Origin of the sequence: Mycobacterium sp. GA-1199 (genome assembly GCF_001500045.1) — a bacterium.
GTDB lineage: Bacteria > Actinomycetota > Actinomycetes > Mycobacteriales > Mycobacteriaceae > Mycobacterium.
In genome coordinates this window covers 21252-36993 of record NZ_LQIX01000024.1, presented here as the reverse complement: position 1 = coordinate 36993, position 15742 = coordinate 21252, and the positions used below count along the sequence as shown (strand labels likewise).

15 protein-coding genes are annotated in these 15742 nt (G+C 65.7%); 10 read left to right on the top strand and 5 right to left on the bottom strand.

Annotation, left to right across the window (positions count from 1 at the left end; all coding sequences use genetic code 11):
- The first annotated feature begins 11 nt into the window (after positions 1 to 11).
- Positions 12 to 1184: an acyl-CoA dehydrogenase family protein gene (locus tag AU198_RS17125; RefSeq protein WP_064349566.1), complete on the top strand. Its 1173-nt coding sequence runs from the start codon at positions 12 to 14 to the stop codon at positions 1182 to 1184.
- On the top strand, positions 1181 to 1999 hold the full coding sequence (locus tag AU198_RS17120; RefSeq protein WP_064349564.1) for a mycofactocin-coupled SDR family oxidoreductase: 819 nt from the start codon (positions 1181 to 1183) through the stop codon (positions 1997 to 1999). The genes AU198_RS17125 and AU198_RS17120 overlap by 4 nt, the downstream gene beginning before the upstream one ends.
- 26 nt (positions 2000 to 2025) lie before the next feature.
- On the opposite strand, the gene AU198_RS17115 is transcribed toward AU198_RS17120, so the two are convergent.
- Both AU198_RS17115 and purU read right to left on the bottom strand, forming a co-directional pair.
- On the bottom strand, positions 2026 to 2478 hold the full coding sequence (locus tag AU198_RS17115) for a MaoC family dehydratase (protein ID WP_064349563.1): 453 nt from the start codon (positions 2476 to 2478) through the stop codon (positions 2026 to 2028).
- A gap of 33 nt (positions 2479 to 2511) precedes the next feature.
- Positions 2512 to 3408 carry a formyltetrahydrofolate deformylase gene (gene purU / locus AU198_RS17110; protein ID WP_082691078.1) on the bottom strand — a complete coding sequence of 299 codons (897 nt, stop codon included), beginning with the start codon at positions 3406 to 3408 and terminating at the stop codon, positions 2512 to 2514.
- A gap of 300 nt (positions 3409 to 3708) precedes the next feature.
- On the opposite strand from purU, the gene AU198_RS17105 reads away from it, so the two are divergent.
- From AU198_RS17105 to AU198_RS17095, 3 genes are read left to right on the top strand one after another with little or no spacing between them, the layout of a single operon-like run.
- A complete protein-coding gene (locus AU198_RS17105) occupies positions 3709 to 4458 on the top strand; it encodes a hypothetical protein (protein WP_064349559.1) in 750 nt (249 codons plus the stop codon).
- A complete protein-coding gene (locus tag AU198_RS17100) occupies positions 4455 to 6593 on the top strand; it encodes an Rv1355c family protein (protein WP_064349557.1) in 2139 nt (712 codons plus the stop codon). Before AU198_RS17105 ends, AU198_RS17100 begins: the two co-directional genes overlap by 4 nt.
- Positions 6594 to 6640: 47 nt before the next feature.
- Positions 6641 to 8440 carry a bifunctional diguanylate cyclase/phosphodiesterase gene (locus tag AU198_RS17095; protein ID WP_064349601.1) on the top strand — a complete coding sequence of 600 codons (1800 nt, stop codon included), beginning with the start codon at positions 6641 to 6643 and terminating at the stop codon, positions 8438 to 8440.
- Here AU198_RS17095 and AU198_RS17090 read toward each other — a convergent pair.
- On the bottom strand, positions 8387 to 9268 hold the full coding sequence (locus tag AU198_RS17090; RefSeq protein WP_064349599.1) for an FAD-binding protein: 882 nt from the start codon (positions 9266 to 9268) through the stop codon (positions 8387 to 8389). The two genes, AU198_RS17095 and AU198_RS17090, sit on opposite strands and share 54 nt — an antisense overlap.
- 529 nt (positions 9269 to 9797) lie before the next feature.
- On the opposite strand from AU198_RS17090, the gene AU198_RS17085 reads away from it, so the two are divergent.
- Together AU198_RS17085 and AU198_RS17080 are read left to right on the top strand one after the other, a co-directional pair.
- Positions 9798 to 10481, top strand: coding sequence for a TetR family transcriptional regulator (locus tag AU198_RS17085; RefSeq protein ID WP_064349555.1), 684 nt, complete (start codon positions 9798 to 9800; stop codon positions 10479 to 10481).
- Positions 10482 to 10548: 67 nt separating this feature from the next.
- Positions 10549 to 11208 (top strand): ScbR family autoregulator-binding transcription factor, encoded by a 660-nt coding sequence (locus AU198_RS17080; protein ID WP_064349553.1) that lies wholly within the window; start codon positions 10549 to 10551, stop codon positions 11206 to 11208.
- A gap of 1 nt (position 11209) precedes the next feature.
- On the opposite strand, the gene AU198_RS17075 is transcribed toward AU198_RS17080, so the two are convergent.
- The gene (locus tag AU198_RS17075; protein ID WP_064349552.1) at positions 11210 to 11611 is read right to left on the bottom strand and encodes a PAS domain S-box protein; all 402 of its coding nucleotides are present in this window, start codon (positions 11609 to 11611) and stop codon (positions 11210 to 11212) included.
- A 137-nt stretch (positions 11612 to 11748) separates the two neighbouring features.
- Between AU198_RS17075 and AU198_RS17070 the strand changes: the two genes are divergently transcribed.
- From AU198_RS17070 to AU198_RS17060, 3 genes are all read left to right on the top strand, one after another.
- A complete protein-coding gene (locus AU198_RS17070; protein WP_064349550.1) occupies positions 11749 to 12987 on the top strand; it encodes an acyl-CoA dehydrogenase family protein in 1239 nt (412 codons plus the stop codon).
- A 10-nt stretch (positions 12988 to 12997) separates the two neighbouring features.
- Positions 12998 to 14122, top strand: a complete 1125-nt coding sequence (locus AU198_RS17065; protein ID WP_064349548.1) for an acyl-CoA dehydrogenase family protein — start codon at positions 12998 to 13000, stop codon at positions 14120 to 14122.
- A 98-nt stretch (positions 14123 to 14220) separates the two neighbouring features.
- On the top strand, positions 14221 to 15096 hold the full coding sequence (locus tag AU198_RS17060) for a universal stress protein (protein ID WP_064349597.1): 876 nt from the start codon (positions 14221 to 14223) through the stop codon (positions 15094 to 15096).
- A 2-nt stretch (positions 15097 to 15098) separates the two neighbouring features.
- Here AU198_RS17060 and AU198_RS17055 read toward each other — a convergent pair whose 3' ends face one another.
- The gene (locus tag AU198_RS17055; RefSeq protein WP_064349546.1) at positions 15099 to 15740 is read right to left on the bottom strand and encodes a TetR/AcrR family transcriptional regulator; all 642 of its coding nucleotides are present in this window, start codon (positions 15738 to 15740) and stop codon (positions 15099 to 15101) included.
- Positions 15741 to 15742: the final 2 nt, after the last annotated feature.

Here is a 15742-nt window from a genome sequence, read left to right as displayed (position 1 = left end):
AGGAGCACAGGATGACGACGTCCGAAGTCAGCGACGAGGACTTCCAGGAGATCCTCGCGCAGACCCGTCACTTCGTCCGCACCGCGGTGGTCCCCCGCGAACAGGAGATCCTGGCCTCCGACCGCGTCCCCGACGACCTTCGCGAGCAGGCCAAGAAGATGGGGCTCTTCGGCTACGCCATACCCCAGGAGTGGGGCGGGCTGGGGTTGAATCTCTCGCAGGACGTCGAGCTGGCGATGGAGCTGGGCTACACCTCGCTGGCCCTGCGCTCGATGTTCGGCACCAACAACGGCATCGCAGGACAGGTCCTGGTCGGTTTCGGCACCGACGAGCAGAAGGCGCGCTGGCTCGAGCCGATGGCCACCGGTGACGTCGTCGCATCGTTCGCGCTCACCGAGCCCGGCGCAGGTTCCAATCCGTCGGGGCTTCGCACCAAAGCCGTTCGGCAAGGCGATCATTGGGTGATCACGGGCCAGAAGCGGTTCATCACCAACGCCCCGACGGCCGACCTTTTCGTCGTGTTCGCCCGCAGCCGCCCCGCCGACGCGGACGGGGCCGGCATCGCCGTGTTCCTGGTGCCCGCCGACACCGCCGGCGTCCAGGTCGGCGCCAAGGACGCGAAGATGGGCCAGGAAGGCGCGTGGACGGCGGACGTCAGCTTCGACGACGTGCGCGTGCCCGCCGAAGCGCTCGTCGGCGGCAGCGAGGACATCGGCTACCGCGCCGCGATGATCTCGTTGGCGCGCGGCCGCGTACACATCGCCGCTCTGGCCGTCGGGGCCGCGCAACGGGCGCTCGACGAATCGATCGCCTACGCCGCGACCGCCACCCAGGGAGGCACACCGATCGGTGACTTCCAGTTGGTGCAGGCGATGCTCGCCGATCAGCAGACCGGCGTGATGGCCGGGCGCGCACTGGTCCGCGACACCGCGCGCCTGTGGGTCACCGGCGAGGACCGCAGGGTGGCACCGTCGGCGGCCAAGCTGTTCTGCACCGAAATGGCCGGCGATGTCGCCGATCTCGCCGTCCAGATCCACGGCGGCAGCGGCTACATGCGCGAGGTTCCCGTCGAACGCATCTACCGCGATGTCCGGCTGTTGCGACTTTACGAGGGCACAAGCGAGATACAGCGGCTCATCATCGGGTCCAATCTCGTCAAGACTGCGCAGAAGGAGCGCTCATGAACAGGCTCGCCGACAAGGTCGCCTTCATCACCGGCGCCGCGCGTGGGCAGGGCCGCGCACACGCGGTACGGATGGCCACCGAGGGCGCCGATATCATCGCCGTCGACATCGCCGGAAAGCTCCCGGACTGTGTGCCTTACGACCATGCCACACCCGAGGAACTGGCCGAGACAGCCCGGCTGGTCGAGGCCACCGGTCGGCGCATCCTCACCTCACAGACCGACATTCGCGACGCCGAGACCCTGGGCGAGGTTGTCGCCGAGGGGGTTGCGGCGTTCGGAAGGCTCGATGTGATCGTCGCCAACGCGGGTGTCTCACCACCGCAGGTGTGGGACGAGATCACGCCGGAGGACTTCCGCGACGTGATGGACATCAACGTGGCGGGCACGTTCAACACCGTGCGCGCCGGCGCGCAGCACATCATCGACGGTGGCCGCGGCGGGTCCATCATCCTGATCAGCTCGGCTGCGGGAATCAAGTTGCAGCCGTTCATGGTTCACTACACCGCCAGCAAGCACGCCGTCACCGGCATGGCCCGCGCGCTCGCCGCCGAACTCGGCAAGCACTCGATCCGCGTCAACAGCGTGCACCCCGGCCCCGTCAACACCGCAATGGGTTCCGGCGACATGATCACCGCGATCGGCAAGGTGATGGAGACCAATCCTCAGTTACAGCACATGATGACGCCGTTTCTGCCGACGTGGATCCTGGAGCCTGAGGACGTCGCCGACGTGGTGTGCTGGTTGGCCAGTGACGAGTCGAAACACATGACGGCGACGGCCATTCCGGTGGATCAGGGCTCCACCCAGTACTGACGCCGACCCAGTGGCGCCCTGGGACCTCAGCGGATGAAGCGGACGATCGACTCCGCAACCGCGGCAGGCTTTTCCGAACCCTCGATCTCGATCGTCGTGGTCATCGTCGACTGCACGGCACCGTCAAGCTGATCGATCTTCGTCAGTTCGGCCCTGGCGCGGATCTTGGCGCCGACCTTGACCGGCGTGATGAAGCGAACCTTGTTGTATCCGTAGTTGATCGCCATCGCGACATTGCCGACCGTGTACAGCTGGTGCGAGAAGTGCGGAAGCAGCGACAACGTCAGCAAGCCGTGGGCGATCGTTCCGCCGAACGGTCCGTTGGCCGCCTTCTCCGGGTCGACGTGGATCCACTGGTGGTCCTCGGTGGCGTCGGCGAACAGGTTGACGCGGTCCTGGGTGACTTCGAGCCATTCGGTGGGGCCGAGCTGGCTGCCCTCGGCCGCGATGAACTCGTCGAGGTCGCTGAACTTCTTCACTGCTTCTCCTTCGTGCCGGCGACAGGATCGTCGCTAGAAGACGACGGTCTGGTTGCCGAATCGGATGATCCGGTCCTCACAGTGCCACAGCACCGCTCGGGACAACACAACGCGTTCGACGTCTGATCCGAGGCGGACCAAATCCTCCACGCTGTGCCGGTGGTCGACCCGCACCACATCCTGCTCGATGATCGGGCCCTCGTCGAGGTCATCGGTCACGTAATGCGCCGTCGCGCCGACCAGCTTGACCCCGCGTTCCTTGGCCCGCCGGTACGGCGCGGCGCCGATGAACGCCGGCAGGAACGAGTGATGGATGTTGATGAGCGGACACCCGATCTCCGCAATGAATTGCGGCGTGAGGATCTGCATGTAGCGTGCCAGGACCACCAGGTCGACGTTGCCGCGCAACAACTCGAGCTGACGACGTTCGGCGTCTTCGCGGATTTCCCTACTGGCGGGTACGTGGAGGAACGGAACGGAGAAAGGCCGGACCTGATCTGCGAGGTCGGGATGGTTCGCGATCACCATGGCCACGCTCATGTCGAGCTCACCGCGCCGGTTGCGCCACAGCAGATCGAGCAGGCAGTGGTCTTCTTTGGACGCCATGATCGCCACCCGTTTGGGTTTTGCGGCTTCGGTGAGCCGAAAGTCCATACCGAATGGTATGGCGACCTGCTCGGCGAATTCGCGTTCGAGCTCGTCGCGTGCGGCGGTCAGACCGGGCAGGTGAAAAATGGTGCGCTGCATGAATGTGCCGCCCGACTGTTGGGTCGCGTGCTGGTCCAGCGACACGATGTTCGCACCGGCGGCGGCGAGAAATGCGCTGACCGCCGCCACCAATCCGGGACGGTCCACACAACGAAGCAGCAACCTGCCCACATCCTTAACAGGTAGGTTCCCTGCACCCCGACTCGGATATCCCCCGCTCACCTATCCAGCGTGGCACTCGGCCGCCACAAGCGCAGGTGAACCACTGCATCGGGGGTCTGCACACCGTATCCGCGTGCGGGCCTTTTCCATTCCGCAGCGGGTCCGAGCCAATTAGCTGTATGCGATCGATCGCACCATGCCGAACATCTTTTCCGCGCCGACAACAAGCCTTTTCACAACAAGATCACTGCGCTTGCTGGTAATAAAACAGCACTCGGCGAGATACTCAGATGGATGTGGGGAACCCACACGTAAGCAGCAGCGACCTGACCATGGGAACTGCGCGAGGATCGGACGAATATGACCGTTGCACAATTCCAGCCCGCCACCGATGTTGCCGCGAGTTTGCGACAGACTCCCAGTTTCTGGGATTCCGAGACGGACTGCACGATCACCTTTGCACACCCCGCGGTCGAACCTGAGCTCTGGCGGGATTTCGTGCAGGGAGCCACCCGCAGTTACACCAAGCACGGTGTCGCAAAAGCACTCGACATGGATGCGTTGCACACCGGCTCGGACACCATCCTGTTCGCCGCCTGTGTCGACCGATCGGGAAAGGTGGTCGGTGGCCTACGTGCGAAAGGGCCCTACCAGTCGGCCGACGAGGCCCATGCGCTGTTGGAGTGGAAAGGCCAACCGGGCTTCGATGCGGTGCGGAAGATGATCAGCGACCGGCTACCATTCGGCGTCGTGGAGATGAAAACCGCATGGGTGACTGACGATCCCGATCGCAACCGTCAGCTCACCTACGCGATCTCCCGAACACCGTTGCATGCGATGGGGCTTCTCGACATTCAGTTCATCGTCGCGACGGCGGCCTCCTATGTGCTCAAGCGATGGCTCTCGTCCGGCGGCATCCTGGCGACGAAGATTCCTCCGACGCCGTATCCCGATGAGCGTTACGAGACGCGGCTGGCCTGGTGGGACCGAGCGACTTTCGCCAAACATGCCGACCCCAAACAGCTTTCGTTGTATTTCGCCGAACAGCAGATGTTGGCTCCGGTTCACAAGGCTGCGGGGATATCGGCCGCCACCGGGACGGAGCGGTGATCGGCGGGGACGGCGATTCGAGTTGGTGCGCTGCAGTAGTTCTGCGCGCCGAGGATCCCGTCCTCGCCGAACTGCGGTCAGATCCGGGCATCGCGTTCACCGACAGCGCAGCACAACAACAGCGGGTGCTGCGCGACATCCGGCCGCCACCGCCGGAAGACGTTCTCGCTGAACCGATTCGCTGGGCCTACTATCCGTGGCGGCGAGCCACGGCAAGCATCCTCGGCCCCAGAGGTTTTCGGCGCGTGCGGCTGGATCGCAACCGGAACCTGGTCACGCCCGCCGAACAGAAGAAGCTCGCCAATCTCACGGTCGGCGTCGTCGGTTTGAGCGTCGGTCATACGATCGCCTACGCGCTGGCGGCTCAGGGGCTGTGTGGTGGCTTGCGATTGAGCGACTTCGACGACATGGATCTGACGAACCTGAACCGGGTGCCCGCGTCGGTGCTCGACATCGGGGTGAACAAGGCAATCGTGTGCGCCAGAAGGATCGCCGAACTCGATCCGTATCTTCCCGTGCGCGTCGACGTCTCCGGCGTGAACGAGCGAACCGTGCACGATTTCCTCGACGGCCTGGATCTCGTGATCGAGGAATGCGACTCCCTGGACGCCAAACTGCTGGTCCGCGACGCCGCACGGGAGCGTGGGGTCCCGGTGCTGATGACGACCAGCGATCGCGCGCTGCTCGATGTCGAGCGGTTCGACCTCGAGCCGGCACGCCCGATCCTGCACGGCCTTGTCGGTGATCTGGATGCGGCCGGCCTCGCGGATCTCAGCAGCACCGACAAGCTGCCGTACTCGCTTCGCCTGGTCCAGGCGAGCCAGGTTTCGGCCCGGATGGCGGCCTCGCTGATCGAGGTGGGACAGACCTTGTCGACGTGGCCGCAGCTGACATCCGAGGTGGCGCTGAACACGACCCTGGTCGCCGAGGCGGTCCGGCGGATCGGCTTGGGCGAGCATCTCCCGTCCGGACGGGTGCGGATGGACATCGCCGAGGTCCTCGACCGCCTCGAGACCCCGGTGGTGCCCGACGTCGACCACACGGTCGACGATCCGCCCCCCGCGGACCCTCCGGACCGCGCGACGGACGCGATCGCTGCCGCAGCGCAGCGCGCGCCCTCGGGCGGCAATGCTCAGCCGTGGCGGATCGAGGTGACGGCCCGATCGGCGACGGTCTCGTTGGACACGCGCTTCACGACGACGATGGACGTCGGTTTCCGGGCCAGCGCCGTCGCCGTCGGCGCCGCCACGTTCAACGCACGCGTGGCTGCCGCCTCGCATCACATGACCGCGCAGGTGGAGTACGGCCGCGGTGACGAGTCCTCCCCGTTGATCGCGACGGTGCATCTCGCGCCGGGTGACGATCCCGAGCTCGCATCGCTGTACGAACCGATGCTGGCCCGGGAAACGAATCGGCGTCTCGGCAACGCGGCGCCAATACCCGCCGACACGATTGCCACGCTGGCCGCCGCCGCGGAGGCCGAAGGCGCCCGGCTGAGCGTCCTGACAGAGCGGGACGACCTCGAATCGGCCGCAACGATCCTGGCTGCCGCCGACCGCATCCGGTATCTCACTCCGCGCCTCCACGCCGAGATGTTCGCCGAACTGCGATGGCCCGACGCCCCCTCCCTCGATGACGGCATCGACGTACGGACACTCGAGCTCGCTCCCTCGGACTTGGTGATGCTCGACATCCTGCGGCGACCGGAGGTGATGAGCCACCTCAGGGTGTGGGACAACGGGATAGCCCTCGGCGACGACACAGGGCGCCGCGTACGCGAATGCGCCGGTCTCGCCGTCATCTGCGTGACCGGGCGCCGGCTCACCGACTACGCGCGCGCCGGGGCGGCCGTCGAGTCGGTGTGGATCCGGGCCCAGCGGCACGGGCTTGCCGTACAACCGGTTTCGCCGCCGTTTCTGTACGTGCTCGACGAGCAGGATTGCCGCCGGGTTTCGCCCGCTTTCGCCGACGACCTCGGCACGCTGCAATATGATTTCCGGCAACTCGCGGAAACCGGTACGGCTGAGTCGCAGGCGTTGATCCTCAGGTTCACCTACGCAGCCCGCCCGTCGGTCCGAAGCCGGCGCCGCAGTCACCACCGTCGCGACAGTGCCGACGGCGTCAGGGAGGGTTAGTGCCCAGCAGCCTCGAGAACCTCGTCACCTCGGTCGCCACGCACCTGATGGGTGTGAACGCCGCGACCTCGGTCGAGGTGAGTCAGCGTGTGCTGGCCGACCTCGTCGAGTACCTCGGCGTCGATGTCAGCTTCCTGCGCCACAACGATCACCAGATCCGGGCGTCGGTGCTGATCGCGGAGTGGCCTGTCCGTCCCGGGATTCCTGATCCCGACCCGTTGGGCGTCGTGTATTTCGCCGACGCCGACCCGGTGTTCGCCCGGTGCGAGCATCAGAAGGAACCGATCGTGTTCCGCCCGGAGCCCTCGACCGAGGAGTATCAGCAGACCATCGCCGAGGGCAGACATGTTCCGTCGACGTCGATGGCGTGTGTGCCGATGCTTTCGGGCGACGTCACATCCGGCGTGCTCGGATTCGTCAAATTCGGCGACAGGGACTGGACGCCGGAGGAACTCAATGCGCTCAAGGCGATCGCGTCGTTGTTCGCTCAGGTTCAAGCGCGGGTCGACGCCGAGGATCGCCTGCGCTACCTGGCCGAGCACGACGACTTGACGGGATTGTGTAACCGGCGGGCACTGTTGGCGCACCTGGACGCCCGCCTTCGCCAGGGACAACCGGGACCGGTCTCGGTGCTGTTCTTCGATCTGGACCGGCTCAAGGCCATCAATGACTACCTCGGGCACACCGCGGGTGACTGGTTCATTCGCGTACTGGCCGAACGGCTGCGCCAAGGTGCCGACGACGGCACGTTCCTGGCCCGACTCGGTGGTGACGAGTTCGTGGCCGTGCCCGCTGGGCCGACGGACGTCGACACCGCCAGGGAACTGGCCACTCGGCTCCAATCGGCGCTGAACGAACGGGTAGCGGTAGACGGTGAGAAGCTCACCCGAACGGTCAGCATCGGTGTGGCCTTGGGCGAGCCGGGCCGCGACGACACATCAGACCTCTTGCGGCGCGCCGACCAAGCGGTGTTGACCGCCAAGGCTTCCGGCGGCAACGACGTCGCGGTCTTCACCGATCAGATGTCGATGGAGTCCGACTTTCGCAACGACATCGAGCTTCACCTGCACAACGTCATCGAAACGGGCGCCCTGCTCCTGCACTACCAGCCCGAGGTCAACATGCGCACCGGCGAGATCCTCGCCGCCGAAGCTCTGGTCCGCTGGCAGCATCCGACGCGCGGCCTGCTCGCGCCCGGCTCCTTCATCGGCGTGGCCGAATCCATCAACATGGCAGGCGAGTTGGGACGCTGGGTGATGAGGACGGCGTGCCGCGAGTTCGCACAGTGGCGCGCGAACGGTGTTGGCCGCGACGTGGTATTGCGGGTCAATGTCTCACCGGTCCAACTGGTGAGCGACGGATTCGTGGAGGCGGTCGCGGCGACCACCGAGGAGTTCGGCCTCGACGGCGGATCAGTGTGCCTGGAGATCACCGAGAGCGTCGTGGTGCAGGACATCGAAACCACCCGCAAGACGCTGGCCGGCCTCAAACAGGTCGGCGTGCAGGTCGCCATCGATGACTTCGGCACCGGCTACAGCGTGCTGTCACATCTGAAGTCACTGCCCGTCGACACTTTGAAGATCGACAAGGGCTTCGTTCAGGAGTTGGGCGAGAATCCCGGCGATCTCGCGATCGTGCGCGCCATCATCGCGCTGGCCGAGGCGTTCGGTCTACAGCTCGTCGCCGAGGGCGTGGAGACCGAGGAGGCCGCCCGCACCCTGCTCGAGCATGGCTGCCACCGGGCGCAGGGGTTTCTGTTGTCGCGTCCGCTGCCGGGTGCCGAGATGGAATCGCTACTCGCCCAGGGCCGGATACCCGTGGACTTTGCCGCATCGCCACGATCCTGAGTGGCGGTACGTCTCACGAAGATTGGCTTGCAGTCGGCGGCCGCGGGCATGGCACGCCGCGCCGGACACTGCGGGCGGTTCGGATGTGAGCACCTCGACCCGGCCGAACCTGCTGGCGCGCTGTCCGACGAGGCAGACACGCAGGATGCCACCGGACACCGACCGCCAATCGACCTCGGTTAGTTGTACAGCTCCACTGGTGACCGTGACACCGTGCCGGGCCCGGACCGCTGTCGGCCCGGCGGGAGTCGCAAACACCGCACCCACCGCGACGCCCTCCTCGAACACCAGGCGTTGGAGCGCATGGTCGGAGTGCACCTCGATGTCCCGGTCGGCCACGCCCTTGGTGAGCAGATCGAGCACGGAGCCGGCGAGTTCTTCGGAATCGGCGGAGAGTGCCCCGATCTCGAGAACCTCGAGGATCTGGCCGTCAGACGCGTGAACGGTCGTCGCGCTCCAATCCGGAAGCCGGGTGGAGAGGTAGCCGAACGGGGTCGCCAGACATTGGGCCGCCCATTCCCGCAGGCGTGACCCGACGAACGGCGCCACCGTGCGGCCGTTCTCGGGGGGCACGTGCGAGGGCACGGCGCGGATCGGCACGCCAAGGTCATGGAACTGATGGTCTGGCGGCCCCAGATCCGAGGTCATTTCGGTGAAGAAGTCCCGAGTACTTGCGTCGGCCGCGTCGGTGCCGAGCCAGTTGTACTCCGCGACGCCCCAGTCGGCGATGAACACCTCGCCACCGAGATCATCGAGCGCGATGGCGTGTGCGAGCCCGGCCGCACCGGCACCGGCGCACACCACGTCGACTTCGTCGTCCCACTGCACCGTTAACTTCTCCAGAGTCGCCGCAACTTGGTGGCCGGGTTCATGTGCGATGCGAAAAGCGTCGCATAACGCGATGATCCAGGCGTGTTTTCGGAAAGTTGCCATTGCCCGTAGGGCGTTTTCGAGGGGTTTGCCACTACAGGCAATGGCAACGCGATAGGAAACAATGTGCGCCACGCCGGGCAAATTTGATCGCGGTGAGCACCGGATGCCTGCGACGCAGTGAGGACGACGGGCCGCGATACGCGTTGGCGCGAACCCAAAGTCATCACGGCGGGTACTTTACATACTTTTCGGATGTTATAGGGGTCTAACTATGACTTTCAGTTTGACGTGCCGAACACAACAATTCGACGTGCGGGCTTCGGGAAAAGTAAGACCAGAGGATTGCAGGGGGGTATCGAAAGCGCCGGACGAAGAGGTGGCCATCCGCGTTGTCGCACACAGCTAACTCGAGAGAATTCGTCGAAGCGGGGAAGTCGATGGAAGAATTGCAGCGTTCGTTAATTTCAGGCAAACGAGGCCCCCACTGAACGGCGTTCCACCACCGGCCGAACAGGTCGATCGACGGTCGGACTCGACGCGGCTCCAGATCCTGCGTGCGGCGTCTCGTCTGTTCGCCCGTAGCTCCTACAGCCGGGTCAACCTCGACGACATCCTCACCGACGCTGCGGTCACCAAAGGGGCGATGTACTTTCACTTCCGCTCCAAACACGCGCTGGCGTCGGCCATCGTCGAACTCCGCATGGAGGAAGCGCGGGCATCGGTCGATGAGGTGCTGGCACGCAGACTGTCGGGCCTGGAGACGCTCGTCGATATGTCGTTTCGGCTCGCGGTCGACGACATCGGCAGTGAGGTGGCGAGGGCAGGCCTGAATCTCCTGGAGTCCATCGGCCGCACCGACGGATTGCAACCCGACATCCTGCGCCGGTGGGTCGAGGGTTACGCGAAGGTCATCGACAGGGCGGTCGTCGAAGGCGACATCCGCGACCACGACGACACCGCGGCGATCGGCCGCCTTCTGGTCTCGGTCTACATGGGTCTGCGGCAGACCAGTGATCTCGACGACCCCGAGCGCTTCATTCGTGACTTGCAGTCGGCCTGGATGCTGCTCTTGCCCGGTCTTGCCTACCAGGACCGCATCTCGTACCTCGCCGAGTTCGTCAAGCGACGTACCGCCGTCGCCATCAAGATGGCAACTCCCTTGGCATGATCTATGATCCCCCGACCAGGCCATCTCCACCCGGTTGAGGCCGTCGGAGCATCCGGAGGTACCGGCGATGGCGCGCCAAGCCCGATCTGAGGCGACCCGACGACGGATCATCGACGCGGCCGTCGGGTTGTTCAATGAGATCGGTTATGCCACAACGAGTCTGGGCGACATCATCGAGCGCGCGGAAATGACCAAGGGCGCGCTCTACTACCACTTCGATTCAAAGGAGGCGCTGGCCACCGCGATCATCGAGGAAGGCGGCGCCATCCTTTTCGAGGAATTCGCCAGAATCCGGGAATCGTCGGCACCCGCACTCGAACGCATCATTCACAGCAGTTTCGTCATCGTGGGCCTTCTCGGCACCGACGACATGGCCCGCAGCAGCATCCATCTGATGCGCGCCTTCGGCGGGTTCCACACAGTGGCAGCCGGCGCCTACTCCCGCTGGCTCGAGGAGATCACCTCGCATGCGGTCGAGGCGATAGAAGACGGCGATCTGCGAGCCGACCTGAGTCCGGTGGCGGTCGCCGAGACCATCGTCGGGACGATGGTGGGCGCCGAACTCCTGTCCGCGATCACGGCTCCCGATAGCGATGTGGTGGAGCGCCTCGGGCGCGTGTGGGAGATATTGCTACCGGCCCTGGTGACCGACGAATCGTTGAGCTATTTCCAGCAGTACCTTGCTCGAGAGTCGATGCGCCAGTCCGCCCCACGCCTCGAGCCCTGACTCACAGTTCGTCGACCCAGAGCTGTTCGGTCAGATCCTGGAAGGTGGCCAGCGCGACCGGGTCACTGCCGCGCCGCAGGGCCGACTTGCTCATCCTGGCCCGCACGGTCGAGCCGTCGCGGTGTAGCAGTTCGACGACCAGCTCCTCGTGCGCGCGCATCACCGACACCGCGGACTCCTCGGCGGGCAGGGTGTGGAAGATCTGATGAAAATGAAGCTCGCTGAGCGCATCGGCGCTATAGCCGACCATGTCGGCGAACGCCTCGTTGGCGAACACGATCGCACCGTCTTCAGCTATCGCCAACACCGGTACCGGTAGACGATCGAGCACCACCAAAGCCGGTAACTCCCCGAGAACAGCCGTCGGTGTTTTCGCAACCTGACCGTCTCGTCGTCGCTCCACGGATTCAATTATGCCGTCGCCCCAGCGCCCTCGTTCCACTATTTAGGCCGGAGCGCTCGTCAACTCAACGCCCCCGGAAAGGCCACCTAGTCAACTAGGTTTACTGTGTAGGGCGTCAAGAGACAGGGGGATCGACGATGGACCTGAAGTGGTCACCGGCCGACACGGCGTTTCGTGACGAGGTGCGCAGCTTTCTCGACGAGAAGCTCACACCCGAGATTCGCCGCGCGGGCCGCCTCATGACGAGCGTCTACGCCGACCACGACGCAAGTATGAAATGGCAGCAGATCCTGCACGAGCGGGGCTGGGCCGCACCGGCTTGGCCGGTCGAGTACGGCGGCTGCGATTGGAGCCTCACCCAGCACTACATATTCAGCCGGGAGTCCACGCTCGCGGGTGCGCCGTCGCTGTCACCGATGGGGATCCGCATGGTTGCCCACGCGCTGATCAAGTTCGGGACCGACGCACAGAAGGACTTCTTCCTGCCCCGCATCCTCACCGGCGAGGTCTTCTTCTGCCAGGGTTACTCCGAGCCCGAGGCGGGATCCGATCTGGCCGCGCTGTCGATGGCGGCGGTCCTCGATGAATCGGCCGGCGACCTCGTCTGCACCGGCAGCAAGATCTGGACGACACACGCCCGCGAGGCGAACTGGATGTTCGCGCTGGTGCGCACGTCGAAAGGTCAGAAGAAACAGCAAGGCATCACGTTCGTGCTCATCGACATGTCCTCCCCCGGCATCGAGATCAGGCCGCTGGTGATGACATCCGGAGAAGAGGTACAGAACCAGGTCTTCTTCGACGAAGTGCGGGTGCCCACGTCGAACGTCCTCGGCGAGATCGACGACGGGTGGACCGTCGCCAAGTATCTGCTGGAGTTCGAACGCGGCGGCGGTGCGTCGTCACCGGCACTGCAGGTGATGGCGCAGGAGATCGCCACCGTCGCGGCCACTGAACCGGGCCCGGCCGGCGGGCGACTGATCGACGACCCAGCCTTCGCCCGCAAGCTCGCCGACGCGCGGATCCGCACCGAGGTGCTCGAGATCCTCGAGTACCGCGTGCTGGCGACGGTGGCCGACGGTAAGAACCCCGGCGCCGCTTCGTCGATGCTCAAGGTGCTCGCAACCGAGTTGAGCCAGGCGATCACCGAACTGGCCATGGAAGCGGCCGGGCCGCGGGGCCGCGTCTACCAGCCGCACGCCACCTGCCCAGGCGGACCGATCGCCGAGTTCGAACCGCCGTCGGATGGATATCTCAGCGGTGAACCGTGGCAGGCGGTCGCGCCGTTGCGCTACTTCAACGACCGGGCCGGCTCGATCTACGCCGGCAGCAACGAGATTCAGCGCAACATACTGGCCAAAGCGGCGCTGGGACTCTGAGGGGCTTGATATGGACTTCACCCTGAGCAAGGAACAAGAACTGCTGCGCGACGGCTTGAACAAGTTCTTGTCGAGCCGATACGAGCTCGAAAGCAGCCGCGCGGCGGCGAAGTCGGGTGCCGGTTGGCAGCCCGACATCTGGGCCGGGTTCGCCAACGAGCTCGGAATCCTCGGCGCCGCGTTGCCCGAGGACCTCGGCGGAATCGGCGGCGGGCCAGTCGAAGTGATGGTCATCGCCGAGGCACTCGGGCATGCGTTGGCCGTCGAGCCGTACGTGGACACCGTTGTCGTGTCGGGTGGCCTGCTGCAGCGTGCGGGCGGTGAGAGGGCTTCGGCGCTGCTCGAGCGGATCGTCGAGGGAACGGCGATCGTCGCGCTGGCGGCGAATGAGTCGGCGTCCGGCCACAACTGGGCGGAGGTGGCGACCAGCGCCGAGCGCGACGGTGACGAATGGGTGCTGCGGGGGTCCAAGATCGTCGTCGCGAGTGCGCCTTTGGCCACTCACCTGCTGGCCACCGCGCGCACCCCCAACGGGATCTCGCTGTTTCTCGTCGATCTCGAGTCGGCCGGTGACGCCGTCGCCGCCCACCACTACCGCACCATCGACGACCGCAGGGCATCCGATCTCACGTTCGATGGTCTGCGGCTTGGAGCCGACGCGCTGCTCGGCGAGGAGGGCGCGGCATGGCCGTCGCTGGCTCAGGCACGCGACGAAGGAGCCGCCGCGGTGTGCGCGGAAGCGGTCGGGTGCATGCGGAAGGTGTTGGCCGACACCGTCGAATACGCCAAACAACGCCAGCAGTTCGGCCAGCCGATCGGTAGTTTCCAGGTGTTGGCGCACCGCATGGTCGACATGTACATGGAAGTCGAACAGGCGGTGTCCGCCGTATACCTGGCGGTCCTGAACCTCGATGCCGAGCCGGATGTGCGGGCGCGCGCGGTTTCGGCCGCCAAGGCCACCGTCGGTCGGGCCGCGCGGTTCATCGGACAGCAGTCGGTTCAGCTGCACGGTGGTATGGGCATGACCGAGGAACTCGCGATCGGCCACTATTTCAAGCGGCTGACGGCCCTGCAGTACGAGTTCGGCACCACCGACTTCCACGTCACCCGGTACGCGGAGCTGACCAGGTCCTGACCCTCGCGATCGCATGAGGGACCAAAGGCTCTGTCCACATGCGCCGCCGACCACCTAACGTGGAGTCGGTCAACCGCCATGTGGCGAAGGGAGAGATCATGGCTGCCGGTCCCAGCGGAATTCTTGTTGGCGTCGACGGATCACCGGACTCGGAGGCCGCCATCCGGTGGGCCACTCGCGAGGCCCTGTTGCGGGACGAACCGATCAGGTTGCTCCATGCGATCGCGCCCGTCGTGGTGACCTGGCCGGTGGCGTATCTGGAAGCCAGCTACGTCGAGTCGATGGAATCCAACGGCCGCGACATCCTCGACGCGGCGCAGAAAGGCGTGCAGGCCGCTGCGGGTGACAAGGCGCCACCGGCCATCGAAACGCACATCGTGAAATCCGCTGCGCCCGCGGCGCTCGTCGCCGCCTCGCACGACGCATACATGACCGTGTCAGGGTCCCGAGGTCTCGGCATTCTCGGCCGGGCCTTCCTCGGTTCGGTCAGCAGTGGCCTGCTGCACCACGGACGAGGTCCGGTCGCGGTCGTGCGCACCGATGAATCGGCGGCCGTCGACCCCGGCTCTCCCGTCCTGGTCGGCATCGACGGTTCGCCCGCCTCGGAAGACGCCACCGCGCTGGCGTTCGACGAGGCCTCTAGGCGCGGTGTGGGGCTGGTCGCGCTGCACGCGTGGAGCGATGCCTCATTTCCTTCGATTGGCAGCGACTGGGAGCGCCACGAGGACGGCGGACACCGGGTCCTCTCCGAACGCCTCGCCGGCTGGCAGGAGCGGTACCCGGATGTGCAGGTGCAGCGCCGGATCGTCAGCGACGACCCCGCGCGACGGCTCGTCGAAGCGTCGGGCGAGGCTCAGCTCGTCGTCGTCGGCAGCCGGGGCCGCGGCGGATTCAAGAACCTTGTGCTCGGCTCCGTAGCCGCCAAGGTCGCTCAGTCGGCCAAGGCGCCGGTGATCGTCGTGCGACCGCGGTAGAACTATCCCGCGGCCGCGTCGAGCTGAAGCTCGACGTAGGCCGTGACGACGTCAGTCAACGCCCGCAGCTCGCGACCGACGTCGACCGGTTCCTCGACCGCCATCCTGGCCACCATCGCCCCCATCAGCGTGGTCCAGATCAGGTTGCCCACCGCGTCGGCGTGTTTGCGGTCGAGGCCCTCGGCGACGAACCGGCCGAGCCGGGTCAGTGTGGAGAACAGCTCCGCCAGATGACGCTGCTGAGCATCGGCGCGACCGGTTCGGGTGGCGATCAAGATCTCCAGCGCCGCAATGGATGTCGGGCTCAGGAAGGCGTCGGCGACCGCGTTGATCACCAGTTCGGTGCGCGCGCGCCCGTAGTGCTCGCCCGAAGCGGCCTGGACGTCGTGCAGGCAGGCCACCAGTTGCCCGAAGCCCTCGTCGACGACGGCCATCAACAACCCGTCCCGGTCACCGAAGTGGTACTGGATCACGCCCCAGGTCACGCCCGCGCGTTCGGTGATGTGCTTGGCGCTCGCCGCGGCGAATCCCTCTTCCAGGACGCAACGCACCGTCTCCTCGATGACCATCGCGCGGGTCCGATCCGCGCGGACCTGCTTACCGTTGGGCGGGCGGCGCGGCGCGACGTTGGCGGCCTGGGGCATTC